At 45.9% G+C, this 23,698-nt stretch carries 20 protein-coding genes; 14 read left to right on the top strand and 6 right to left on the bottom strand.

Annotated features, from left to right (window positions below; translation table 11 throughout):
• Positions 1-319 precede the first annotated feature (319 nt).
• Positions 320-1,618 (bottom strand): ABC transporter ATP-binding protein, encoded by a 1,299-nt coding sequence (locus MC7420_RS03195; protein ID WP_044204691.1) that lies wholly within the window; start codon positions 1,616-1,618, stop codon positions 320-322.
• Between the two features lie 305 nt (positions 1,619-1,923).
• Here MC7420_RS03195 and MC7420_RS39080 point away from each other — a divergent pair, with 305 nt between their 5' ends.
• A complete protein-coding gene (locus MC7420_RS39080; RefSeq protein WP_006098748.1) occupies positions 1,924-2,181 on the top strand; it encodes a hypothetical protein in 258 nt (85 codons plus the stop codon).
• Between the two features lie 163 nt (positions 2,182-2,344).
• Here MC7420_RS39080 and MC7420_RS03190 read toward each other — a convergent pair whose 3' ends face one another.
• From MC7420_RS03190 to MC7420_RS03180, 3 genes are all read right to left on the bottom strand, one after another.
• Complete coding sequence (locus MC7420_RS03190; RefSeq protein ID WP_006098555.1) at positions 2,345-6,553, bottom strand: tetratricopeptide repeat protein; 4,209 nt, start codon at positions 6,551-6,553, stop codon at positions 2,345-2,347.
• 38 nt (positions 6,554-6,591) lie between these two features.
• Positions 6,592-7,659, bottom strand: a complete 1,068-nt coding sequence (locus tag MC7420_RS03185; RefSeq protein WP_006098352.1) for a trypsin-like peptidase domain-containing protein — start codon at positions 7,657-7,659, stop codon at positions 6,592-6,594.
• A 547-nt stretch (positions 7,660-8,206) separates the two neighbouring features.
• The gene (locus tag MC7420_RS03180; RefSeq protein WP_006098743.1) at positions 8,207-10,210 is read right to left on the bottom strand and encodes a protein kinase domain-containing protein; all 2,004 of its coding nucleotides are present in this window, start codon (positions 10,208-10,210) and stop codon (positions 8,207-8,209) included.
• A 243-nt stretch (positions 10,211-10,453) separates the two neighbouring features.
• Here MC7420_RS03180 and MC7420_RS03175 point away from each other — a divergent pair, with 243 nt between their 5' ends.
• The 10 genes from MC7420_RS03175 (at position 10,454) to MC7420_RS03125 (ending at position 20,144) form a co-directional block, all read left to right on the top strand.
• Positions 10,454-11,002: an FHA domain-containing protein gene (locus MC7420_RS03175; protein WP_006098693.1), complete on the top strand. Its 549-nt coding sequence runs from the start codon at positions 10,454-10,456 to the stop codon at positions 11,000-11,002.
• A gap of 202 nt (positions 11,003-11,204) precedes the next feature.
• Entirely contained in the window at positions 11,205-11,618 is a 414-nt protein-coding gene (locus tag MC7420_RS03165) for a four helix bundle protein (RefSeq protein WP_044204686.1), read from the top strand.
• A gap of 157 nt (positions 11,619-11,775) precedes the next feature.
• On the top strand, positions 11,776-13,740 hold the full coding sequence (locus tag MC7420_RS03160) for a mechanosensitive ion channel domain-containing protein (RefSeq protein ID WP_232231623.1): 1,965 nt from the start codon (positions 11,776-11,778) through the stop codon (positions 13,738-13,740).
• A gap of 467 nt (positions 13,741-14,207) precedes the next feature.
• Complete coding sequence (locus MC7420_RS03155; protein WP_006098576.1) at positions 14,208-14,507, top strand: hypothetical protein; 300 nt, start codon at positions 14,208-14,210, stop codon at positions 14,505-14,507.
• A gap of 71 nt (positions 14,508-14,578) precedes the next feature.
• Positions 14,579-15,250, top strand: a complete 672-nt coding sequence (locus MC7420_RS03150) for a response regulator transcription factor (protein WP_044204683.1) — start codon at positions 14,579-14,581, stop codon at positions 15,248-15,250.
• A 226-nt stretch (positions 15,251-15,476) separates the two neighbouring features.
• Positions 15,477-16,748 (top strand): sensor histidine kinase, encoded by a 1,272-nt coding sequence (locus MC7420_RS03145; RefSeq protein WP_006098635.1) that lies wholly within the window; start codon positions 15,477-15,479, stop codon positions 16,746-16,748.
• 51 nt (positions 16,749-16,799) lie between these two features.
• The gene (locus MC7420_RS03140) at positions 16,800-18,296 is read left to right on the top strand and encodes a thymidylate synthase (RefSeq protein WP_044204680.1); all 1,497 of its coding nucleotides are present in this window, start codon (positions 16,800-16,802) and stop codon (positions 18,294-18,296) included.
• Positions 18,293-18,841 (top strand): deoxycytidylate deaminase, encoded by a 549-nt coding sequence (locus MC7420_RS03135; RefSeq protein WP_006098404.1) that lies wholly within the window; start codon positions 18,293-18,295, stop codon positions 18,839-18,841. The genes MC7420_RS03140 and MC7420_RS03135 overlap by 4 nt, the downstream gene beginning before the upstream one ends.
• A 29-nt stretch (positions 18,842-18,870) precedes the next feature.
• On the top strand, positions 18,871-19,593 hold the full coding sequence (locus MC7420_RS03130) for a dCTP deaminase (RefSeq protein ID WP_006098718.1): 723 nt from the start codon (positions 18,871-18,873) through the stop codon (positions 19,591-19,593).
• Positions 19,594-19,670: 77 nt separating this feature from the next.
• Positions 19,671-20,144 carry a nucleoside 2-deoxyribosyltransferase gene (locus tag MC7420_RS03125; protein ID WP_006098334.1) on the top strand — a complete coding sequence of 158 codons (474 nt, stop codon included), beginning with the start codon at positions 19,671-19,673 and terminating at the stop codon, positions 20,142-20,144.
• 40 nt (positions 20,145-20,184) lie between these two features.
• Here the strand turns inward: MC7420_RS03125 and MC7420_RS03120 are convergent, their stop codons facing one another.
• Both MC7420_RS03120 and MC7420_RS03115 read right to left on the bottom strand, forming a co-directional pair.
• A complete protein-coding gene (locus MC7420_RS03120; RefSeq protein ID WP_006098729.1) occupies positions 20,185-21,078 on the bottom strand; it encodes a hypothetical protein in 894 nt (297 codons plus the stop codon).
• 86 nt (positions 21,079-21,164) lie between these two features.
• Positions 21,165-21,701: a P-loop NTPase family protein gene (locus MC7420_RS03115; RefSeq protein WP_006098330.1), complete on the bottom strand. Its 537-nt coding sequence runs from the start codon at positions 21,699-21,701 to the stop codon at positions 21,165-21,167.
• Between the two features lie 28 nt (positions 21,702-21,729).
• Here MC7420_RS03115 and MC7420_RS03110 point away from each other — a divergent pair, with 28 nt between their 5' ends.
• From MC7420_RS03110 to rph, 3 genes are all read left to right on the top strand, one after another.
• Complete coding sequence (locus MC7420_RS03110; protein WP_157453008.1) at positions 21,730-22,119, top strand: hypothetical protein; 390 nt, start codon at positions 21,730-21,732, stop codon at positions 22,117-22,119.
• A gap of 85 nt (positions 22,120-22,204) precedes the next feature.
• Positions 22,205-22,828 (top strand): adenylate kinase family protein, encoded by a 624-nt coding sequence (locus MC7420_RS03105; protein WP_044204676.1) that lies wholly within the window; start codon positions 22,205-22,207, stop codon positions 22,826-22,828.
• A gap of 41 nt (positions 22,829-22,869) precedes the next feature.
• A complete protein-coding gene (gene rph, locus MC7420_RS03100) occupies positions 22,870-23,586 on the top strand; it encodes a ribonuclease PH (protein ID WP_006098424.1) in 717 nt (238 codons plus the stop codon).
• The last annotated feature ends 112 nt before the right edge of the window (positions 23,587-23,698 follow it).

Raw genomic sequence — 23,698 nt, 5'->3', positions numbered from 1 at the left:
CGCTCGCACTACTGTTCCCTCCTACCCACACTTTTTGTGTCTCCCTCATCTTCCCCATCTCCCCCATCTCCCCCTCACCTCACCACTTATTCAACAAACCCTAATTAGGGCTTGCTGCATGAGTGTGGAAGCTAGACCAAATAAGGGTTTTAAGCCATTTCTCTACCCAACAAGTGCAAGGTTTTTACACTATAACCGTCAAAACCCTGGAATTTGTGCCTCCGCCAGCGCCAAATTTTCCCTCGACAGAGGCTTGAAACCATTGCCCATTGCCTATTCCCTATTGCCTCTCCCCACCACAAGACTTATTCAGCAACCCCTAATTAGACCGAATCGCTTTACCTGTTCTTTCATCAAAGAAATGAACTTTATCCGCATTAATCGATAACCAAATTTGATCGCCAACTTTGACGACATGATCAGCAGGTATTCGGGCTTGTAATCGAATCTTCCGATCCAGTTTCACTAATAAATAGGTATCATTGCCCAAGGCTTCGACTTGTTCAACAGTAACCGATAAGTTTTTCGGGGCGGGAACACTGACACTCAAATGTTCGGGACGAATTCCTAAAATTAAAGATCGTCCATCATAGTCTTGCAGAAAGGGTTGCCAAATCTCTGGAAGCGTGAGCCGAAATTGGCGATGCTGAATCAGCAGGGGGGCTTTAATTTGAACCGGAATAAAGTTCATCGGCGGAGAACCGATAAATTCGGCGACAAAGCGATTAGCAGGGTGGTTATAGAGTTCTAGGGGAGGGGCGATTTGCTGAATTTCCCCCTGATTCATTACCGCAATGCGATCGCCCATCGTCATGGCTTCGGTTTGATCGTGGGTGACATAGAGGGTGGTGGTTCCTAATTGGCGTTGTAAGCGCACAATTTGACTGCGGGTTTGAGCCCGGAGTTTGGCGTCTAGATTGGAGAGGGGTTCATCCATGAGAAAGACTTGGGGATTCCGGGCGATCGCACGCCCGAGGGCGACTCGTTGCTTTTGTCCCCCGGATAGCTGTTTGGGGCGTCGATTCAGCAGGGGTTCAATTTGCAGGAGTTGGGCGACATAGCGCACCTGATCATCAATCGCCCGTTCGCGATCGGAGAAATAGCGCCATTGTTTGGGAAGCGATCGCGTCATCCTAATTAAAGCATTTTCCACCCAAAGCGGCTTCTCGGTGCTAGCCTTTTCGTAGTCTAATCCCACCCTTGTCCGCCGTAAGCCAAAGGCAATATTATCATAGACGCTCAGGTGTGGATAAAGGGCATAATTTTGAAACACCATGGCGATATTACGGGCTTTTGGCGGTAAATCATTCACCATGCGATCGCCTACCCAAATTTTTCCCCCGGTTAATTCCTCTAATCCCGCAATCACCCGCAACAGGGTACTTTTGCCACAACCCGAAGGACCCACCAGTACCATAAACTCGCCATCGTAGACTCTCAGATTAATCCGCCGCAAAACATTGACGTTTCCCGATGACGCTGAGGATTGATCAACGGCTACCAGTGGCGCTTCATCCGTAGGAGTGAGCAAGGGTTCTGTCGTCACAGGCGCGACAGTTGACCCCTCCTGGCGACTAGGAAAGCTTTTGTAGACGTTTTCGAGAACAACCTGGGACACGATGGTGACTGGGGATGAGCGACAGTGATAGAGCTAACTATACTATTATGTTCCTTGGCGTCATCAACTGAAGCCCTGAACCCAAGTCCTCGGTGAGAAGCAGGTTATCAAACTGGGTTCGTAGTTGGTACTTTAGTACCATCAGCGCTAAAGCGCTGACTACAAACTCTAAACTTGGAGTTAATTTTTTCATCTGCGATCGCTAAGGCTTTTCTCAGTTTACTTGTTCAGGAGTTCCCTTGATTGAGAATAATAAATTGACTCATATAAAACTCCTTTAATTGGTTGACCTGTTCTTTGAACTCTTGCAGAGACATAGAGATACTCCGACCCATCCTGGTGTCTATGTACAACTCGATCTAGTTTATCCAAATACGCGATCGCTCTGTTCATTCTCGCTGGTTATTGCTGAAGTTGGTAGCTTTTATCCTGTAGGGTGGGCAAACATTATCAACTTAAAAATGCTGATGTTATCGTTTGTTTCGTTTGCCCACCTCACGGTAACGGGGGATTTATTATTGGTGTGGCAAGATTTCAGGAGAGGGACAGTATCAGATAGATAAGGAAGGGCGGGTTTTGTTGAGAGGTTATCGGTAAATACTCGAATTAAACGGCTAAACCTGCTCTTACAATTGAGCCTTAAACCATGTTCATGATAGGCTTTATATTTATACATCTCAGTCATCAACCTTCTGTCCTCTGCCTTCTGTTCTCTGCCTTCTGTTCTCAATTCGAGATTATCCTAACATTTTTAGCACAAGCTCCTTTGGCGTTTTGCTTGACTTCGACTTCAACAAGTGTGCCTTTTGCCAACTTGGATAAACAGTGGGAATTGATATACCCTTCGCGAAAATAAATATCCCTACTGCCATCATCGGGGATAATATATCCCCAGTGATAACCTTGCTCGTGGTATTTGATAAATTTGACTGAACCTTGTTTAAATACAGGTTTAGCGGTTGGTTTGGATGGTGATGAGAGTCGCTCAGACAGATGCAGGAGTCGTTGGTTTTCTGGTGCAACAGCTAGCGCTCTTTGACAATAACGGATGGCTTCCTCACGTCGGTTTAGCTTAGTGAGAGCATAAGTCAATTCGCCTGTTACAATCTGGAGTCCGCGAGGATTTTGCAAATGCTCATCAATGGTGAAACCTTTGTCAAATTCGATAATTGCCTGTTCTGTATCACCTTTGGCAAGAAAGGCTTGACCCATGGCTGTGTGAACTTTGGCGAGGTGGGATGAGTCGTCTAGTTGTTCACCCAGTTTTACACTTGCTCGGAAATACATGAAAGCTAACTCGATTTTCTCTTCGGTTCCCTGCTTGTAGAGTACCTGACCTAAACTATTCAGAATAATGGCTTGTCCGCGTTGGTCTTCCAGTTTATGGGCTAAATCGTAGCTGCGGCGAAGAATTTTCTCAGCATCATGCCATTTATGTTGTCGCTCTAGCACTCCACCTAAACTGTTTAATACCATAGCTAAAGATTGGGGGTCATTTAATTGTTCTGAAATAGCTTGGCTGCTTCGGAGAATGTCCTCCGCTTCATCAAGACGCCTTTGTCGCTTTAGCACTCCACCTAAACTATTCAATACCATCGCCAGATTATGTTGGTCATTCAACTCCTCGAAGATAGCCTGACTACGCCTGAGAACTTGTTCCGCTTCGTCTAAACACCTGTGCTGCTGTAACCAGAAACACCCCTGCTGATGTAATACTACCGCCTGACTGGTGCGTGCGATCGCCCAGTTGTGTTGATCATCAAGTTGTTTGTTAATCTCAGCACTACGTTGGAGAGCATCTGCTGCTTCATCAAAGCGACCTTGATCAAGCAGAACCATGCCTAAGCTGTTAAGTGTTCTTGCCAAACTATTTTGATTACCTAGCTGTTCCTCGATTGTGGTTATGCGCTCAAGAGCATCGAGAGTCTCTGCAATCCGACCTTGCTCTCGTAGTAAGCCACTCAAACTACTCAGAGTCATTGCCAAACCACGTTGATTGCCTAAGTTATCCTCAATAGCAACAATACGATAGAGAGTATCGATAGCCTCTACAATCTGACCTTGTTCTTGTAGTAATCTACTGATACTACTAAGTCCCATGGTTAGACTCCGTTGGTCATCGATAGCTTGACTGATCTCAACCACCTGTTGGAAAGCTTGGATGGCTTCATCAAACCGTCCTTGCTGCTGGAATACTCCACCTAAGCAGTTAAGTCCAATTGCCAATGAGCGTTGGTCATCGATAGCTTGGCTGATTTCAATCTGACGTTGGAAAGCTTGGATAGCTTCATCAAACCGTCCTTGCTGCTGGAATACTCCACCCAAGCAGTTAAATCCCATTGCCAATGAGCGTTGGTCATCGATAGCTTGGCTGATTTCAATCTGACGTTGGAAAGCTTGGATAGCTTCATCGAACTGTCTTTGCTGCTGGAATACTCCACCCAAGCAGTTAAGTCCAATTGCCAATGAGCGTTGGTCATCGATAGCTTGGCTGATCTCAATCCGACGTTGGAAAGCTTGGATAGCTTCATCAAACCGTCCTTGTTTTTGGAATACTCCACCTAAGCAGTTAAGTCCAATTGCTAATGAGCGTTGGTCATCGATAGCTTGGCTAATCTCAACCACCCGTTGGAAAGCTTGGATAGCTTCATCGAAGCGTCCTTGCTGCTGGAATACTCCACCTAAGCAGTTAAATCCCATTGCCAATGAGCGTTGGTCATCGATAGCTTGACTGATCTCAACCACCTGTTGGAAAGCTTGGATGGCTTCATCAAACCGTCCTTGCTGCTGGAATACTCCACCCAAGCAGTTAAGTCCAATTGCCAATGAGCGTTGGTCATCGATAGCTTGGCTGATCTCAATCCGACGTTGGAAAGCTTGGATAGCTTCATCAAACCGTCCTTGTTTTTGGAATACTAAGCCTAGACTATTGACTATTTTGCTGAGACTATGTTGATCGCCCAATTCCTCTTCAAGAAGATAGCAACGCTGGAGAATAGCTTCAGCTTGTTCAAGAGATCCTTGCTGTCGTAAGACCCGACCTAAACTATCTAGGACATTTCGTAAGCTTTCTGAATCATCCAATGCTTCAGCAATGTCAACACCACGTTGCAGAGCATCCACAGCCTCATTAAACCGTCTTTGGCGCTGTAGTACATTACCCAACCGAGTCAGCCATTTTACCTGATAATGCTGACGAGTCTTTAATTCCTCAATTCGGCCAAGGAATTCTGGAATCGGCTTTAGCACCTCCTCCGCTTTTAACAATTCACCTTGTAAAGATAAATATTTTGCCTGTCGCGTACAAAAAATGACAACAGTTTCCCAGTCTTGACAACGTTCTGCCAATACTTGAAATCCTGACATCAGCTCAATAGCCTGTTGCCAATAAGCATATTCTTCAAAAAATAAGTTAAGGAAATCGGCAAATGAATAATCGGCTGTTTCCTGTCGCTGTAACCACTGGGCTGCCAGAATAATGTCGTCTAAGTCCTCTGCTATTTCAGCCGCGATCGCTCGATTAGTGACCTCACTGGATTTCACCAATTCGATAAAAAACTGCCCGTGTCGTTCCGCCGCCACCTCTTGTAACTGGCGCGTTTCTGCCAATTCCTGAGCAAATAAGCGAATCAGGGGGTGAAAAACAAACCGATTTTCTCCCACCTCCGCATAATTAAGCAGGGAAAGTTGGTGAAGATAATCCAGATACTCTTGCGCTGTCCACTCGTCCTGACAATTCCCCACTACCATCGCTGTGCGCCGGGAAAACCCCTCTTTAGCACAAACACTCAGACAGGCAAAAAAGTCAATCTCGTCTGGCTCAAGTAACTCTACACTTAAGGTTAACGAGGCAATGACATTTAACTCCTCGTCTCCTCGCACTTTCAGTCGAGTTAATCGCGTCTTTTCTTCCCGTAATGATGCCGCATAATCTGCCAAACTCCGCCGTTTTTGCCGCAATGCTGCACCGACAATTTGTAACGCTAGGGGTAAGTTCCCGACTAACTGAATAATTTCCCTCGCTGCTTCCTCCTCCGCCACCACCCGTTCTTCACCCAAAATCCGCTGTAGCAAAAGCCAGGAATCGGGTTCCGGAAGGGGAGGAAGGTCAATCGTACCTTGATCGGGGATATCCAAGGATAAAGGGAGATTGCGATCGCGGGTTGTAATAATTACGGCACATCGATTCCCACCTGGACGTAATACCTTAATCTTTGGCTGATCCGCATTATCAAAAATCAGCAACATCCGCCGATGAACAAACATTTCCTGCATAATTGTGGCAGCATCTCGCTCATCCTCCGGATCAAGTTCCGCCCCAATCCGGCGAACAAACTCCCGCGCAATGGTATCCACATCCTTCCCATTCACCTGTATCCCAATCACCCCATCGGGGAACTCCCCGCGATACTGGGTAGCAAAGTGACAAGCGAGGGCTGATTTACCAATTCCCCCCGCACCCGCTAACCCAACAATGCTGCACAGTTTTGACCCTTGGCGCTGGAGGAGTAAATCTTCGAGTTGTTGCAATTCTTGCTCTCGCCCGGTAAATGTGGAGACATCAAGCTGGGGTAAGATGAAAGGAATGGAGGATGATTTTTGGCGATTAGATTCACCTCGGAACTCGTACTCCCATCCCTGATCATCCAAAGCGCCAATATCGGCAATTAAACACCTGAGTTTTTGTTGATCCTCTAGACCAATCCACTCAATTTCCACCAGATTATTCAGAAATGAAAGCAACTCACTCTTTCCTTCCGAAGTCAGCAGTTCGACGAGTTCCGTAAAAAAGACAAAATTATTGCTATTGTCCCACTTAATTTTGCTGCTTAGGCGTTCAAACCCCAGGTAAGCCAAGAGTGCTTTACGTTCTCTCACGGTTTGAGTGGTTGGCATTCTCACCAAAAACCGTAATAGTTGGGGCTTGAGTTTCATCACTAACAGCTATTCCAGACAGTCTTTGGGCTTCAGGATTAAGCTGTTGCCCCTGAACGAATCCGTTCTGCCAGTTCCGGAGGCAAATCAGCGAGAATCCTACTTACCAGTATGCCTTCATTCCGAAAATAACGGCGTTGTGTAGTCGGCTCGAGAATATTTCCCCCCGCATGATGCAGGGCGACGACATCCCATCGATCATTAAACACGGGTGAACCCGAAGAACCATTTAACGTAGACGTGACATACTGAACCACATCTCCCCCTAAATACTCAACAAAATTATTTTGAAGGGAAATCTGTTTCGGTTGACCTAATGGATGCTGAATAATATTAACCCGTTCCCGCCGCCGAATTGTTGTCTCCACCAAGGATAACCATCCCCATTGAGTCCCCGGTTCTCCAACCAATTGCACCAAAGTATAATCTAAAGCCGAGTTTGTCTGAAAAATCCCATCAACCTGAGCGCGATATTCATCGGTTTGTTGTGCCTCTCCCTGAAAATTTTCCTCATAATTAAACCGAAAAATCGTATGGGGTAACAAATCAGCACGGGGGAGAACATGATGATTCGTCAACAGCAAATCCGCCCCGATTAAAAACCCCGATCCCGACCAATTTCCTTGAGGACTGCGAACCCCAATATACGCCACAGAACGCGCCACATTTATTCCCTGTTGAAGAAACGCGATCGGACGCAGCGTACTTTCCCCAATAATCTTCTCAAAAATATCTGTAGGCGTTTCTCGACCTTGCCACTGATCAATCGGCGGTAACGTGGCAATCGGCGTCATCATTTCATAGTCCGTTAAAAGTCGATCAACAAACTGCTGTTGCTGCACACCAACAATATTAAAAATCTTGAGAGCATTCAAGAACACACCCAACGCCTCACGGTCATAACTCAAGCGCCCATAATTCAACAAATTAGTGATAATTTCACTAATCGCAACAAACGGAGAACCCGAAAGATCCAGCCTTGGCAGCAATGGCGTCAAGCCCGCCTCTGCCAAGAATTGCCGACGCGATCGCTCGTTACTCAGTTCGGGAATGTCTTTGAGCAGTGCAATTAATTGTTGGCGGTCTTCATTTTTTAGGTTGATCATTTATATTGGGGTTATAGTAGAGATTATTCGGCGATTATTTCAATCATTTTAACGGAGATATTGTATCTTTGTTAGTAAGCCACACCACCCGATAATAAGTTCAAAGTCCTGTCACAAAGCTATGTACTCTAATCAATGCTAGTGTCTATATACAAGTTGATCTAGTTTAGACAATTGCGCGATCGCTCCGGCTTGTAGTAGGGAACCTTAGCCTAGATTCTGTTGAGTTGAGCGAAGTCGAAACCAAACCTACAACATATTCCACAATTTTAGCTGTGTCACGCCACTACAATTGACTTTATGATGGGGTTGAGTAAAGGGCGACCCGATCACATTGAGTGGAGGGGCGTTGTTAATTGATGCAAGCGGGTCGCCCCTACCGTTTAGACTAAAGGTGATAGGCTCCTAGATAATCAAAATTCAAATTATAAATTATATCTTTTAACCCGTTTTAACGGGTTTTAGCTTTTAGCCCGTAGACGCGGAGCGGCTTCTCAAAGAGTACTTTAGTTCCGGGCTTCTTCTAACCCCCGGTAAAATAGAGGTTTCATTTTTTCGCCTCGGCTGCGATTAACATGGTTGCAGCATATTCGTTATTGGGTTGAATTTCCAGCGCCTTTTTTAGAGATGCGATCGCGTCATCATACCGTTCTAATTCCATATAGGCTTCGGCTTTGTTAATCCAGGCGTTGGCGGAATTGGGTTTAAGCTGAATGGCGCGATCAAGAATAGGAATCGCTTTCTCCGGTTGACCTAATAAAATTAAAGCAACACCTTGATTAATCCAGGCTTCGGCAAAATCTGGCTTCAGGGTTGTGGCTTTTTCGTAGAGGTTTAGCGCTTCTTGGTGTCTTCCTAACTGATCTAATGCTGCGCCTTTACTCCACAAGGCTTCAGGATAATCAGGATTAATGGCTAAAGCGCGATCGCACGCCTGAATCGCTTCTTGGGGACGCTGCTGGGTGTTTAAATCATAGCAGCGTTGCCAATGGGTTTTGGCGTTGGCGGTATTAGGGGAAGGAGAAGCCGATGGAACGGGTGATGGTGTTGGCTGAACCTTGGTTGGCTTTGGCGCTAGGGGAGTTGGTGTTGGCGTTGCGGGTTTGGGGGGTGCAGGATTTTGAGTGACTGGGGGTGACTTTTTCACAGAAGGGGAAGGAGTTGATTCCGGTGAAGGAACAGGAGACGGTTGTTCACCTGTTTTTGGTGTATCAGGAGTAGGCTGTTCAGAGGTAGGTGATTTTGAGTCTGAACTGGGATTCGTTGTTGTCTCTTCGGTGGGGGAAGAGTCAAGGGATGATGTGGGCGATGGTTGAGTTGCAGAGTTCGCAGAATTAACAGTTAACTCCTGACTCTGATTCGTCGTTTTGCTGGTAAACTGCGGAATCAGCCGTGTTGTCGCGACTCCAGCCGTTCCGCCGACAATGCCTAAAATTGCTACAACCCACCAAAGATTAAGCCCTCGTTTTGGGTTTGAACCCGGTGTAACGATTGTGGGAACCGAACTCCCTGATGCGGGTTGGGAATTCCGCCAGGTTTCGGGTAACTGAGTACTACTGGTGGTTGATGGGGATGGAGTTGGAGGATGAGTGGGTGTCCAAATCTGAGTTGAGGTTGATCCCGGAATCGATGCTGTGGTGTCTGAGGAATCGGGTAATCGTTGCGTTGTATCGGAGGCTGGAATATCGCTGGATAGACGTTGCAGGGCGTTTAAGGCTTCGGTAGCAGTTTGATAGCGATCGCGGAAATCATACCGGATCATCTGATCCAGAATTTCAGCCAAGTTGAGACTAACATGAGGGGCTAAATCACGCCACTGAATTTCCCCCGTCTCTGGATTTTCCCGCAGCAATCGAGGATGTGTCCCGGTTAAGGCTTGAATCCCTAATAGACCCACCGCATACACATCACTACTAAACCGGGGTTGTCCACCCAACTGTTCTTTAGGAACATAGCCTTGAGTACCAATGGAAATGGTTAAATTAGTTTGTCCCGATTGAGGATGACTAAATTGGGTGGTGACTTGCTTTACCGCACCAAAGTCAATCAAGACAATTTTGCCATCCGGCTGGCGGCGAATCAGATTAGAGGGTTTGATATCGCGATGAATGACATTTTGCTCATGGACATACGCCAAAACCTGGAGAATATCCTGTAGTAGGGCAATGGTTTTAGATTCTAACCATTGTTGACCTTTTTTCAATTCCTGGGTGAGGGGATTGCCAAGAATTAATTCTTGTGCTAAATAAAATTCCTGATTCTCTTCAAAATGTGCCAGCAGCCGGGGAATTTGGTCATGATTACCCAGTTGATAGAGAACTTGAGCTTCGGTGTCAAATAGGCGTCTAGCGGTTTCTAGGCTGGCGGGGTCAGTGGTTTTCGGTTTAAGTTGCTTAATCACACATTGAGGGTGTCCAGGTAAATGGAGATCTTGCGCCAGAAAGGTTTGACCAAATCCACCTATTCCTAGTTGACGCTCGATTTTATAGCGTCCACCGAGGGGTTGATCCGTATTCGTGGATTGAAAGCGACGGAAAAGATTGAAACTCATACCCTACCCCTCGTTACAGGAAAACTGCATCCTTAACCTATTATCGTAATTATTTTTAACGATATGATTTTGATAGGAATCAAATCATCATCACCGTTATCAAAAATCCTTTACCCGATTGTTGAATCGACGACCCAAAAAACTTGACGTGACAACAGGCGTTGCAGTTTCGGTGAATGCCTGCACGATCACTCAAAAAACGGGAACCATTACTATAGCAGGTGTTCGAGGTCTACCACGTCTATGTATATTCAATTAACCTGGGAAGATCCAGAAATGGGGGAAGTCAAGCGATCGCTCTTAGCTGCACCGATCGCGATCGGTCGAGAATTGGATCAAATGCCAGAGTATTGGGGAGGAGAGTCGGTATCTCGGTTAGAACTGGCTAACCCAGAGATCTCCCGGTTTCATGTCCTGATTACGGTGGCAAATAACCAAATTTATATTACCGATCAACGCAGTGCTAACGGTACCTTTCTGAATGGGCGACCCCTGCGTCAAGCCAATCAACCGATTTCGTTTAAAGATACCCTACGGATGGGTCCCTATAAAATGACCGCCACCTTAGTCCACAGTAATGACCTGAACGCCACCGCCCAGAGTCCCAATGTAGCCAGTTTTAAACCGTCGGTGAAGTCTATCCCCCAAAAGAAAGTAGTGATCTGGGCGATTGGGATCGGCGTTCTCTTGTTAACCACATTTGGCGCCTGGGCAGTAGCCAGCACAATTTTAGAGCGATCGCGCCCTCAACCGTCGCCCACAGCGCCGTCTAGCAGTAGTCTGGTGAAATGAAGCGGGGGAAGCGGGGGAAGCTGGGGAAGCGGGGGAAGCTGGGAAGGAGTAACTTAGAGTTGATTTTGAGTAGTATAGCAACCGCCATAGCGGTTAGGACACATCATTTATGTAGAGACGCGCCATGGCGCGTCTCTACAATGGTGCCGAAAGTCCTAATCGATGTGTCTACTGCTATAAGTATTGGGTTGAGTCGAGGAAGATGAGTAGAAACATGTTGAAAAGCCATAGAGACTTAGAAGTTTATAAGATGGCGCTTGATTCAGCAATGATAATTTTTGAGTTATCCAAAAAATTTCCTGTAGAGGAGCGATATTCTTTAACTGACCAGATTCGTCGTTCTTCTCGCTCAGTTTGTGCCAATCTAGCAGAAGCATGGCGTAAAAGACGATATGAAGCTGCTTTCATCGCTAAACTAAATGACTGCGAAGCAGAAGCGGCTGAAACTCAAACTTGGATAGAGTTTGCTGTTAAATGTAGCTATATGGATATTCAAGTCGGTCGAGAAGTTTATGGAACGTACAACCAAGTTTTAACAGGTTTCGTCAACATGATCAACAATCCTTCACCCTGGCTTATGAAGCATCAAATTTATCCAATTAATTTACCCAATTAGTGATTTCTTAAATCCGGCGCTAGTAGTCATTTGTGAAAATAACCCATCCCTAAAAATGCTCCCTCAGCTCCCCCAGCTCCCCCGGCTCCCCCGGCTCCCCCAGCTCCCGCTCCCTCTAAAACGTTGGCTCCCTCTAAAACGTTGGCGGTTTATCCTGTTGGCATTGCTGACGCTACTGCTGACGCTGAACCCATTTCCCAGCGTTGCCCAAACCTCCCCAACCAATCATAATGACAAAGCACCCATCGTGCTAGATGGTCGCGTTTTACTACAGGTAAGAAGTTTAAATAATAACTATACAGCCGAAAATCGGGCAAAGCGGATTAACGATATTTTGGCGCAAGCGGTGCAATCCTCTCAACCTGTCAGCGTTGAAGTGAATCAGACAGAGGATCAAACCACGCTAACTATTCCTTCCTTGCTTGAGTCAGACCATTTACTCACTGTAACCGATAAGGATGTCCTACCAGAACTAACGGCTCTTCAGCAAGCCCGAATTTGGCAGAGAATTCTGGAAAAGGCATTTGTGCAAGCCCAATTTGAGCGATCGCCCGCCTATATTCGTCAGGCGTTAGGCTTTGTCCTTGGGGCGATACTGGTTGCGATCGCCATTCATCTGGGTTTACTGTTTCTAGGAAAATGGGTATCTCATCGCTTGAGAGTGTGGCTAGGACAACCCACCTCCTCATTTCACGCCTGGGAAGATCCCGCCCAATTCATGGTACGCCTTGCCCGACTAGGGTTACAGGGCGGATTATGGATCGCGATCGCCTATTATGTGACCGATTTGTTTCCCGCCAGTCGGATTTGGCGCTATGAGTTATTTGATTTTATCGCTAAGGTTTTTGATATTCTCAATGCGCCAGTGATTAGCTTAGGTAGTAGTAAATATTCTGCCCTAGAATTACTATTGCTTTTGGGCTTAACTGTTGGATTGTGGTTTGCGGTTAGTTCTCTGACTAAGCTGTTTAAATCCTATGTCTTAGCCCACACCGGGGCTGAACCCAGATTGCAAGAGGTGATTACTGTCCTCACTCAGTATGTTCTCACCTTTCTCGGATGGATTGTCCTGTTACAAATTTGGGGTTTAGATGTTGGATCTTTAACCATTCTTGCCAGTGTCCTCGGTGTGGGGATTGGGTTTGGGGTTCAGAATATTGCCAATAACTTTATTAGCGGGATTATTATTACCTTTGAACGCCCTATCCAAATCGGTGATTTTGTCAAAGTGGGTGATTTACTGGGAACCGTAGAACGCATCGGCGCACGCAGTACGGAGATTTGTACGTTAGATCAAGTCACCATTATCGTACCCAACTCCCGCTTTTTAGAGACTGAGGTAATTAACTGGAGTCATGGGAACCCGATTTCTCGGCTGCGGATTCCTGTGGGTGTGGCGTATGGTTCAGATATCGAGAAAGTGCAAACCGCCTTACTTGAAGCTATCAAAAATCATCCCGAAGTGCTGCTGCAACCGCCGCCTCAGGTATGGTTTCAGGGGTTTGGGGAGAGTTCCCTCGACTTTGATTTATTGGTGTGGACTGGAGAACCGAAGAAACAGTTTAAAGTTAAAAGTGATCTCAACTATCGGATTGAAGCCTGTCTGCGCCATCATAGGATTGAGATTCCCTTTCCGCAACGGGATTTACATCTGCGATCGCCTAAACTTGACGAAATTTTCAATCTGTTATTAGATCGGGATTCATCGACATTTTCTCCTCGATCAATTGAGCCTGCGAATGAGAATCAATCCAACCATACTCCCCATTCTCAACCGCAAGACTCGCTCACGTCTACGACTGAGATATCCGGATCAGTATCCCGGACAATCACTCCAGCCAAAACCCTAACCGAGACAGAAATTGAAGCATTAGTTGCAGCGATGCGGGGTGCAGATGGTGTGGAAATAAAAGATCGTCGCTATCGAGGAAATCTTTATCCTCAATGCTTCATTGGTGCAGAAGCCGTGGAATGGCTAGCACAACGGACTCAGAGTTCTCGACAAGAAGCGATTCGCATCGGACAAATTTTCATTGATAGCGGTATTATTCATCATGTTCTTGATGACTATGCATTCCAAGATGATTATTCATTTTACCGATTTTATCAGGATAATTTCTGATACAGGGGATTCGGCTGAAGACAGCACAGGCATTTATCAATACGGTTGCTCCCGCAGAATTTGGCGACAAAGCAATTCAGATCGATGGAAGTCACCCGTCTGGTAAGCTGTTCGGCATTTAAACCTTAATGTCAAAAACGGCAAAACCCTTGTAATGCGAGCCAGAAAGCTCGCTACCCATTCCCAATTTAAATGTGTGACAGCTTATGACTTGAACCTAGGGCGTCGGAGATCGGACTCATGACAAGATGATGCCTACCTGAGCGGCTACGGGTTTTATGGCAAGACGGAAACTATTGGGCGGTTTTATCGAGTTTTTTACTTTTTGAGTTTAACTTGGCAGATGAACCCGAAAAATTCAGGGCTGTTTAAGGGTTTAACGGCCATTAACGCCAAGTAGAAACGTATAAGCAACTTGATTACCCCGGTAAGAAGGTTGAATTTGGAAAATTTTAGGAGGTAATGCTGTGAAGCTGAAGATTATCGCTTTTTCACTGTTGTTGGGTTTGACATCATTGCTGGGAGCTTGTCAGACTGATACAACTACACCTGATGATACGGGTGTAGAAGAGCCAACTCCAGCAGAAGAAACCGAGACTATGCCTGGAGAGGAAGAGGCTATGCCTGGAGAGGAAGAGGCTATGCCTGGAGAGGAAGAGGCTATGCCTGGAGAGGAAGAGGCTATGCCTGGAGAGGAAGAGGCTATGCCTGGAGAGGAAGAGGCTATGCCTGGAGAGGAAGAAGAAGACGGTGAGGCTACGCCCTAAACCTAGCTTGATCAGAAAGTGAACAGCTTACCTTGGGAGCGATAGGTCATATTAAGTAACAGGCGTCAGCGATGAGACTTTTACTCGTGGAAGATGATGAGCGCATTACCGATGCCCTAGAAGAAGATCTCACCGATCAACATTATGCGATCGATGTGGCGCATGATGGAGAGGAGGGGTTAAATCTCGCTGATTCTGTCACCTATGACTTAATTTTGCTCGACATTATGTTACCCAAAATCGACGGGATTGCACTTTGTCGGCGACTACGCTCCCAAGGCTGTAGCACTCCGATTCTGATGCTAACGGCTAAGGATACAATTACGGATAAGGTTGTGGGATTGGATGCCGGAGCTGATGACTATTTGGTTAAACCCTTTGACCTAGAAGAGTTATCAGCTCGTATTCGAGCCTTACTGCGTCGGGGTGTTTCCACCGCCCCCCCGGTATTGGAGTGGGGTAAACTACGGTTAGATCCAAGTACCTGTGAAGTTTTTTATCAAGATCGCCTCTTATCACTTTCACCTAAAGAATATTCGTTGTTAGAATTTTTCTTACGCCATGGTCGTCGTGTGTTTAGCCGCGCTCAAATCTTAGAACACCTGTGGCCCTTTGAGCGACTCCCGGAAGAAGCGACGGTGAAAGCGCATATCCGCAGTTTACGACAGAAACTTGAAGCGGGTGGCGCTCCCAGTGATTTGATTGAAACGGTTTATGGTTTGGGTTATCGTTTAAAACAATGATTGATACTTGAGAAAAATTTATAATTAAAACCTCATAATTTAGTCAGGGCGGGTTTAGTTCAGTTAGAGGTTTTATCCTCAACGTTATCGGTAAAACCCGCCCCTACAATCGGTCAGGGCGGGTTTTGAATAAATGTTATCATACATAGTGAAACGAAAGCACATAAACCCGCCCCTACACAATCAAAACTCAGACGTAGGATGCTACATCTATACGGTTCTTAGAATGTTTCAAGGTTTACGCTGGCGTCTATTGTTGTCTTACCTAACTGTAATGGCAGCAATTTTGAGTCTCTTTGGCACGGGAGTTTATGTCTTTGTTAGCCGCAATCTTTATTACCAACTGGATAAAAAACTATTGACTCTGGCTCAAGCCGCTGCCGCCTCGTTTACGCCTGTCAAAATGAAGGGACCTCAATATCTGAATCAAGTTGATGCGGTTCCCTGGCGCGATATTTTTAATCGGGATCAGCAAAGTTTAGAATGGTTTGATGCCAAAGGTCAACTGTTGGCAAGTCGAGGTGCATTAGAGTTGGACTCTCGACTCCGAGTCGGTTCTCAAACTCAAGAGGAAACGCAAAAGCCTAGACAGGTTCGCACGTATACAATTTCGGTGTTTAAAGATGGCTCAACCCCCAATCAGCCCTCTCTAGAAGGGTATATTCGTGCCTCACAATCGATGGAGGATATCCAAATCTTCCAACGCCAAATGCTGTGGGGATTGGGAATGGGTGGTGTTATGGGGTTAGGTTTAGTGGGTTTGGGCGGACTGTGGTTAACACAGAAAGCTTTGGAGCCAATTGAGCAAAGTTTTCAGCAACTTAAACAGTTTACGGCGGATGCGTCTCATGAGTTACGCAGTCCTTTGATGGCGATTAAAGCATCGGTTGATGTGATGCGAAATCATCCGGAACGAATTCATCCTAAAGATGCGAAAAAGTTAGCGGCGATCGCGAGTGCGACGGATCAGATGAGTCACTTATCAGAAGACTTACTTTTTTTAGCGCGAAACGATAGTAAGATATCAACGCCTAGCCGTGAGAAAATCACAATCTCTCTGAATAAGATTTTAAAGAACTTGCTGGAGTTATTAGAACCTTTTGCACAAGACAAAGAGGTGAAAATCCAGTCTCAGTGGCTAGCCACAGTTTCTGTGGTAGGGGATGAATCACAACTGAGTCGTTTATTTTGTAACTTGCTGGAAAATGCGATTCAATACACGCCTGCTAAAGGGAAAGTAGACCTGATTTTAGCGAAAAATAATCGCTTTGCTATTGTTAGTGTTAAGGATACAGGAATTGGCATTGAGCGAGAACAATTACCCTTTGTGTTTGATCGCTTCTGGCGGGCGGACAAAGCCCGTTCTCGCCGAGAAGGGGGGACAGGGTTGGGTTTAGCTATTGCTCAAGCGATCGCGCAGCGTCATGGCGGGAAAATCACAGTTACCAGTCAGGTTGGGGTGGGTAGCTGTTTTCAGGTGCGTTTACCCGCAGTTTAACTCCGTTTCTTTGCTATTCTAGGCTAGAGATTTCTCAACTCGCAGCCCTCTATGACAGCTAGCGCTCAGATCACTCAATTCCAGTACAAACCCCTACACAAGCCCAACCAGCTTATCTATGGTACGGGTCAGACAGCGGTGGTTACAGGCTGGACGGTTAAAGGTGCGATCGCCAAACAGTTACAACCTCATGAGTTTGCTGTTATCGGTCAACTCTACAGTCCAACTCGGGGTATCAGCCTGCTGATCCGAAATCTATTAGCGAATCCTCATGTCCGCTTTTTGGTTGTTCTCAACGCCACGAAGGAAGACCAAAATGCTGGGGGTGGGATATGCTTATTAGACTTCTTCCGCAATGGTTTTACTGAAGGGCTCAGCGATACAGGGCGTCGCTGTTGGGTGATTCGATCTGCGATTCCTGGCTATATCGATATTGAAATTGAGGCTAATGCTTTGGAGACTCTCCGGCAATCGGTGGAGTGGCAAGAGGCGAAATCAATAGCTGAAGCGGTGAGTCAGGTAAAGTCTTATGCGGTGAGGGATAGGGTTGAACCCTGGGGTGCGCCGCTAGAATTTCCCCTAACTGAAGCCGTGCCAACAGTTTTACCGGGACCGCGCTACGGACATCGAATCGAAGGCAAGACGATTGCTGAAACCTGGGTCAAAATTATTCATCGGATTAAAACAACCGGAACCCTTCGACCCACGGGCTATGATGGGCAATGGCAAGAATTAATTGATTTAATGGCAGTGGTGACGGATGAGCCACCAGGGTTCTATTTCCCTGAACCCAACTATTTGCCCTGCGATCGCGCTTTTATTCAGGAGTATATTCACCAAATTTTAGATGATGCGCCTTATCGAGAAGGTGTGAAATATACTTACGGTCAACGTCTCCGTTCGTGGTTTGGCAAAGACCAAATTGAACAGATTATTACCAAATTAATTGGAGAAATTGATGCGGCAAGTGCCGTGATGTCTCTGTGGGATGTTAAGGATCACGAACAAGGGGGTAGTCCTTGTTTAAATCACCTTTGGGCAAGGGTTGTCGATCATGAGTTATCACTGACCGCGACTCTCCGCAGTAATGATATGTACATGGCGTGGCCCTCAAATGCCATGGGACTACGCGCCCTACAACAGTATATCCGAGACGAAATTGCCCAGCGCTCTAGTTATGATTTGCGAATGGGACCGTTGATTACTATCAGTCAGAGCGCTCATATTTATGATGACACCTGGGAAAATGCGGATCAGTTAATCCGAAAACAATATCCTGCAATTTGTCGGAATCGAGACTTTTATGACCCTGCGGGTAACTTTTTAATTGAAATTGAAACCGACAAAATAGTTGTTAAACAAACAACTCCTGGTAGTGGTGAAGTCGTTGCTTGCTACTCTGGGAAAAATCCCCTAACGCTGATCAGAGAAGTTTGTGCAGCTTCCCCAGCCATTCAACCCGACCATGCCGCTTATTTGGGAATGGAGTTACAGAAAGCCGCAGAATCACTGAAAACGAATAAGCACTATACTCAGGATAGTAAATGACACCATTTAATCAAGATCGACCAACATGGGATGAATACTTCCTCATGCTGGCAAAACTTGCCGCTACTCGCTCAACGTGCTTGGCTTTTCCGGTTGGTGCGGTAATTGTTAAAAACAAACAAGTTTTAGCCACTGGCTACAATGGATCACCTGCTGGCTCAGTTCATTGTACAGAACAGGGATATTGCTACCCAGGTTTGAGTAGCTGCGATGTTAGTAAAGATATGCCATCTCGCGCTGTTCACGCTGAAGCCAATGCACTGGCACAAGCCGCTAAACATGGTATTGCGACAACTGACGCTAGTATTTACGTCACCCTAGAACCTTGTCTTTCCTGTCTCAAACTGATTATTTCTGCTGGAATTCATGAAGTCTTTTATGAAACTCCCTTTAACAGTGGAGGAAGCCTTCTGGTCAGAGATTCATTCATCAATGAGGGTTTAGTTACTCTGAAAAAAATTCAGATATCCAAGGAAACAGCAGAACGATCGGCATCATCTTTATTGAATCCTACTTCTGTTGCTAGAGCTAATATAATAATTTAAAAATCATTAAGAATTGAGGTAAAATTATTGTGTTTAGCGATGTTGACATTGAAAAACAACTAGACTCTCAAAAGATAGATCCAGATACAGGACTATCAATAGAACCTTTTGAGAAAAATATGTTGACACCTGTCGGTTATGACTTGCGAGTGGGACAAAACGGATTTTCTTGGAATAATAAACGTGAGGTAGATATCGAAAGAGACGGTGGAATTGAAATTGAACCGATGGATACAGTTGTGATTGAGACGTTAGAGTCTATTACTTTATCCAAGGAAGTAGGAGCAACTATCCATGCAATGGCTACACGAGTTACTGCTCAGGGATTATCTCACATCTCTACTACTGTAGATCCCGGATGGACTGGCAAACTCTTAATTTCTTGCCACAACTATCGTGATAGTCCTGTCGAACTTCGACAAGGAGATCCTTTGTGTACAATTTGCTTTTTTAGAGTAGAGTCTAAAGCCAAAAGATCTGCTGGAGGATATCCTGGCAGATCTGATATCTGGAGCCAGCTTAGAGATAAAGCGAATGAAGAAAAACGACGACAGGCGCAAGAAAAACAATATGAGAAGGACAGGGAAAGAAGGGAACGTCAAACTCGATTATTCTGGATGGCTGCTTTTGCCGTTGTCGCTTTAGCTATTGGTATTGTCACTTCTTTAATTAATCCAGTTATCGGGGCTTCGTTAGCGGCTGTCATCGGTGGTATAAGTCCTTTTGTGGTCGAGATATTAAAGGCTAAATAATGGATTATTTTCAGTAAAATATATATTATAAAAATAAATTATACTGACTTAATTCAGATGTATTTATTTATTAAATTATGAATCAAACTCAAGCACACATTTACATTTCCGGTGCGTTAACTGGAGTTGAAAACCCTTTAAAACTCAAGGCATTTTATGAAGCGATTGGGGCGCTTTGTGAAACGATGGAATTTCAAGTCTATGTTCCCCATCTCAAAACCGATCCCATTAATAACCCTGATGTTAGCGCTCGACAAGTTTTTGAGACAGACAAGCGCCAAGTTAGTTCATCAGATTTAGTCATCGCCTACCTGGGTTGTCCTTCTTTTGGCGTTGGCATGGAATTAGCTTACGCAGAAATTCATAATATTCCTTTGATTCTACTTTACGAAAAAGATAAGACTATATCACGGTTTCCTAGAGGTATCCCCACTGTTATTGCTGAAATTAAATTTAGTAGCGATGAAGATGCCTTAGCTCGTTTGCAAAAGATTCTAGAGCAGTGGAGTACCGAGAATCCAACACAACCTCTGTCATTACCGATAGATTGATAGATTATGTCTAAGGCTGGTCGAACTGGGGCATACTTTATTAGGAAGATTCAAAAAATTCACATAACAAAGGAACAACATTATCAAACCATCGCAGTTGCGCTCCACTCCAGGCATTCGTTTTAGAGGTGGCTAGCATGGCTCGCCCGTATGCTTTGCCTTTTTCGGTGAGTCGTCGCTCTCTGGAACCGGGTTTTGTCCATTCCTGAATGCCTAGTTCATGAAGTGCAGCATTGACTTGAGCGGCTTTAACGTTTCGCCCTAATTGCTCTGACACCTTCTCAGCCACTTGGGAGGCGATCATCCCGGATGCTTCCTCCACCGAATGGGTGACTAAAAGCTGCTGTGCTTGATTAGCAGCACTGGCTAAAACCGGAAAACGCTGGCTGAGTACATTCAATTTCCACGATGCGATCGCACGTTGATCTAATCCCGCTTCTTCTAACCATTTGGCGATTAACCGTAACCCCTGATCCAGTTGCTGGAGTTCATTATCCAGAGGGAATTCATCGGTTTGGGGTAATTGTGCGATCGCGCCTTCGATGTCTTTGGGATAGGATGTCTCAACTGACTCTATCTCACTGGCGGGTTCAATCGGGAGACTTTCTGGTGATGTAGAACGCGCTGCTTCCACTAAAGCCGTTGCTGTCTCATTCCCAGCATCCGCTTGATATTGCCAAAATGCTACGGCTGCATCCCAGGATGATAACGCGATCGGTCTGGGTTTATCCGGTACCACTGTCCTGACGGTTTCTGGCAACTCGTTTTCGTTGGATTTACAAAATTTTTGCGCTGTTCCCTTGCTTTTACCCACGACTTCGGCGATTTGCCTGTGGGTGAACAACAAACGCTGATCCTGAGCAGAGGTTAGCTGGTAACCAGAAACCTCAATGTTTCCAATCTGGAAACGAACCGCTCTCGCTTCCGCTGCCATGTCACTGTACCTTGAATGAGCGACAAAACACTTTCTTGTACAACATTGTACAGTCTTCCGGCATGGGCTTGGTTACCAAGCCCCTACTAAGGCTGGTGACTGCGACGAATTTCTGTAATTTGGTCAGCCACCTCCAAAAGTTCTGGGGGCATATCGGGTCCTGTGAGAATAATATCCACCGAACTGGGGCGACTTTCCAGAAATCTCAATACTTCACTGAGGGGGATTAAGCCGTAGTTGATGGCTAAACTCAATTCGTCAAGGACAACGACAGAGTATTTCCCCTCATACACCACCTGTTGAGTATGATGCCACAATTGCTTCAGGGATTTATGTTCTGCCTCATCTAACTCTGGGGTATCAATATATCGTGGCAAGTCACAGCGAATCCATTCTAAATACTGTCCTAACCGAATCGGATGCTGGTGTCCTTGACCAATACCCCCTTTGAGAAACTGAACCACCAGCACAGGTGTCCCCTGTCCAGCTATTCTCAAGCCTTGAGCTATCACATTGGTAAAAAAGCTGCGCTGGGAACTGGTAAAGACTTGCACCAGCCCTTCTAGGCTGTAGGTCAGGTGATGCGCTGAATTAAGGGTAGGAGTTTCTAACTGGGAAACCATAGTCAACAATTAAAGAGCAATGAATCTGATGGACACTGCTCAAACCTTCCTTGATCAGTGTCTCATTTTGTCTAGCTTTTTGGCAGAACCCGCTTTTAACTATGTCGGAGCGATCGCCTTAGCTGATTTTATTCCACCGAATCCTTTTGGGCTGGGGATTCTAGCCGTTTACAACTTAACTCAAGTCCAACAAGTCCTCCCTTCTCTGTGCTCCCTGCCTACATTGTCACTGTATCACAAAATCTACAAGTACCTCAAGGAACCGAACCAGAAATTCAATCGATGCAGCGAACAAGATATAGCGTATTTTTTTCAGTGGCATCCCTCATCAAACACCATATCTACAAGTCCGTCAAGAGTGAGTCCTGGAGAATGTTCATCCACGGGGATTCATGGCAAAATGACGGTCAGTAGTTAGTAGCGTCAAAACCTGCCCAGATGCAAAGGATTTGTGCAACATTTATGACAGACTTGTCCAGGCTAGGAACAGAGGAGCTATTATCGTGAGACTAGTGATTCTGGGAGGTCCAGGTTCAGGGAAAAGCACACAGGCGCGACAGTTGTGTCGCCATTTGGGGATAGTGGAAATTTCCAGTGGTAACATTTTGCGTCGCGCGATCGCAGCTCAAACTGACTTAGGTCGAAAAGCGCAGCCCTACGTCGAGAAGGGAGAATTAGTCCCGGATGAAATCCTGATCGAATTCATGCGCCAGCGCCTGCTGGAACCTGACACGGTGAAAGGGTGGGTCTTAGAGGGATATCCCCGTACCGCGTTCCAAGCTGAGGAATTAGATTTTCTGCTTGAGGACTTAAATCAGCAGCTAGATTGGGCAATTTACTTAACTGTACCCGAATCGGTGATGATGACTCGTTCCGTGGCGCGATACGTTCCTTCGGAACAGACTCCGCCAACCCAAAACCAAGCTCAAGATAGCACCCCATCAACCAAGTCTCGTCTGGATGACCATCCCGAAATTGTCCCGCGCCGCATCCAGTTATTCTACGAGCGCACGGTTCCTATCCTGGAATACTATGACTATCGTCAAAAACTGTTAACCATAAACGGCGACCAACCGCCAGAGCAAGTTCAGCAGAATATCTGGCACAAACTTGAACTGGACGATTAACATTTTTTGACCCAACCACGTTCTGACAAAAAAGTACTACCATGTCTTGGCAACGTCCTGATCATCGCCAACCCAACCAACTCCGTCCCATCAGTTTTGTACGCGGATTCACTAAATTTGCACCAGCTTCTGTATTGACTAAGTGTGGTGATACCCAGGTGTTGTGTAATGTCACAATTCAACCAGGAATCCCGCGATTTCTGGAAGGAACAGGTAGTGGTTGGTTAACCGCTGAGTATCGGATGCTTCCCGGCGCCACACCCCAACGCCAAACCCGGGAATTACTCAAACTATCGGGTCGAACTCAAGAGATTCAACGACTGATTGGACGCAGTTTAAGAGCGGCTGTAGATTTAACCGCCTTAGGAGAACGCACGGTGTTTGTGGATGCGGATGTGTTGCAAGCTGATGCAGGAACTCGCACCGCTTCGATTACTGGGGGATACGTCGCCCTAGCTGAAGCGTTAGATAAATTAGTCCAAGCTGGAGAATTAGAGCGATCGCCAATCCGTCACCAAATCGCGGCGGTTTCGGTGGGACTGTTGGCGGGTGAGCCGTTTTTGGATTTAAAGTACGAAGAAGATGTCGCCGCGCAAACGGATTTCAATATTGTCATGAACGACGAATTGAATATTATTGAAATTCAGGGAACGGCGGAAGCAGAAAGCTTTAGTCGGACTCAGCTTAATCAGTTAATTGATTTGGCAGAAACAGGAATTCAGGAGTTATTAGACGCTCAACGTCACGCCCTGAGCTAATGCGAATTAAAACTTCTCGTAGGTTGGGTAGAGCAATAGCGAAACCCAACAGGTTCTCTGCTTTAAGTTGGGTTACTCTTCAAAAAGGCTCCGCCTACGTTACTCAGCCAAA

The organism is Coleofasciculus chthonoplastes PCC 7420 (assembly GCF_000155555.1).
GTDB lineage: Bacteria > Cyanobacteriota > Cyanobacteriia > Cyanobacteriales > Coleofasciculaceae > Coleofasciculus > Coleofasciculus chthonoplastes_A.
The sequence above is the reverse complement of the archived record's forward strand: the minus strand, read 5'-3'. Positions and strand labels throughout refer to the sequence as shown.

Bases quoted from the DNA above. Each gene is read 5' to 3' on its own strand.
- MC7420_RS03145 (WP_006098635.1), top strand. From the start codon at position 15,477: ATGTTTCAAGGTTTACGCTGGCGTCTATTGTTGTCTTACCTAACTGTA.
- MC7420_RS03135 (WP_006098404.1), top strand. From the start codon at position 18,293: ATGACACCATTTAATCAAGATCGACCAACATGGGATGAATACTTCCTC.
- MC7420_RS03110 (WP_157453008.1), top strand. From the start codon at position 21,730: ATGGACACTGCTCAAACCTTCCTTGATCAGTGTCTCATTTTGTCTAGC.
- MC7420_RS03185 (WP_006098352.1), bottom strand. From the start codon at position 7,659: ATGATCAACCTAAAAAATGAAGACCGCCAACAATTAATTGCACTGCTC.
- MC7420_RS03180 (WP_006098743.1), bottom strand. From the start codon at position 10,210: ATGAGTTTCAATCTTTTCCGTCGCTTTCAATCCACGAATACGGATCAA.
- rph (WP_006098424.1), top strand. From the start codon at position 22,870: ATGTCTTGGCAACGTCCTGATCATCGCCAACCCAACCAACTCCGTCCC.
- MC7420_RS03140 (WP_044204680.1), top strand. From the start codon at position 16,800: ATGACAGCTAGCGCTCAGATCACTCAATTCCAGTACAAACCCCTACAC.
- MC7420_RS03120 (WP_006098729.1), bottom strand. From the start codon at position 21,078: ATGGCAGCGGAAGCGAGAGCGGTTCGTTTCCAGATTGGAAACATTGAG.
- MC7420_RS03115 (WP_006098330.1), bottom strand. From the start codon at position 21,701: ATGGTTTCCCAGTTAGAAACTCCTACCCTTAATTCAGCGCATCACCTG.
- MC7420_RS03165 (WP_044204686.1), top strand. From the start codon at position 11,205: ATGAGTAGAAACATGTTGAAAAGCCATAGAGACTTAGAAGTTTATAAG.
- MC7420_RS03175 (WP_006098693.1), top strand. From the start codon at position 10,454: ATGTATATTCAATTAACCTGGGAAGATCCAGAAATGGGGGAAGTCAAG.
- MC7420_RS03150 (WP_044204683.1), top strand. From the start codon at position 14,579: ATGAGACTTTTACTCGTGGAAGATGATGAGCGCATTACCGATGCCCTA.
- MC7420_RS03125 (WP_006098334.1), top strand. From the start codon at position 19,671: ATGAATCAAACTCAAGCACACATTTACATTTCCGGTGCGTTAACTGGA.
- MC7420_RS03190 (WP_006098555.1), bottom strand. From the start codon at position 6,553: ATGAAACTCAAGCCCCAACTATTACGGTTTTTGGTGAGAATGCCAACC.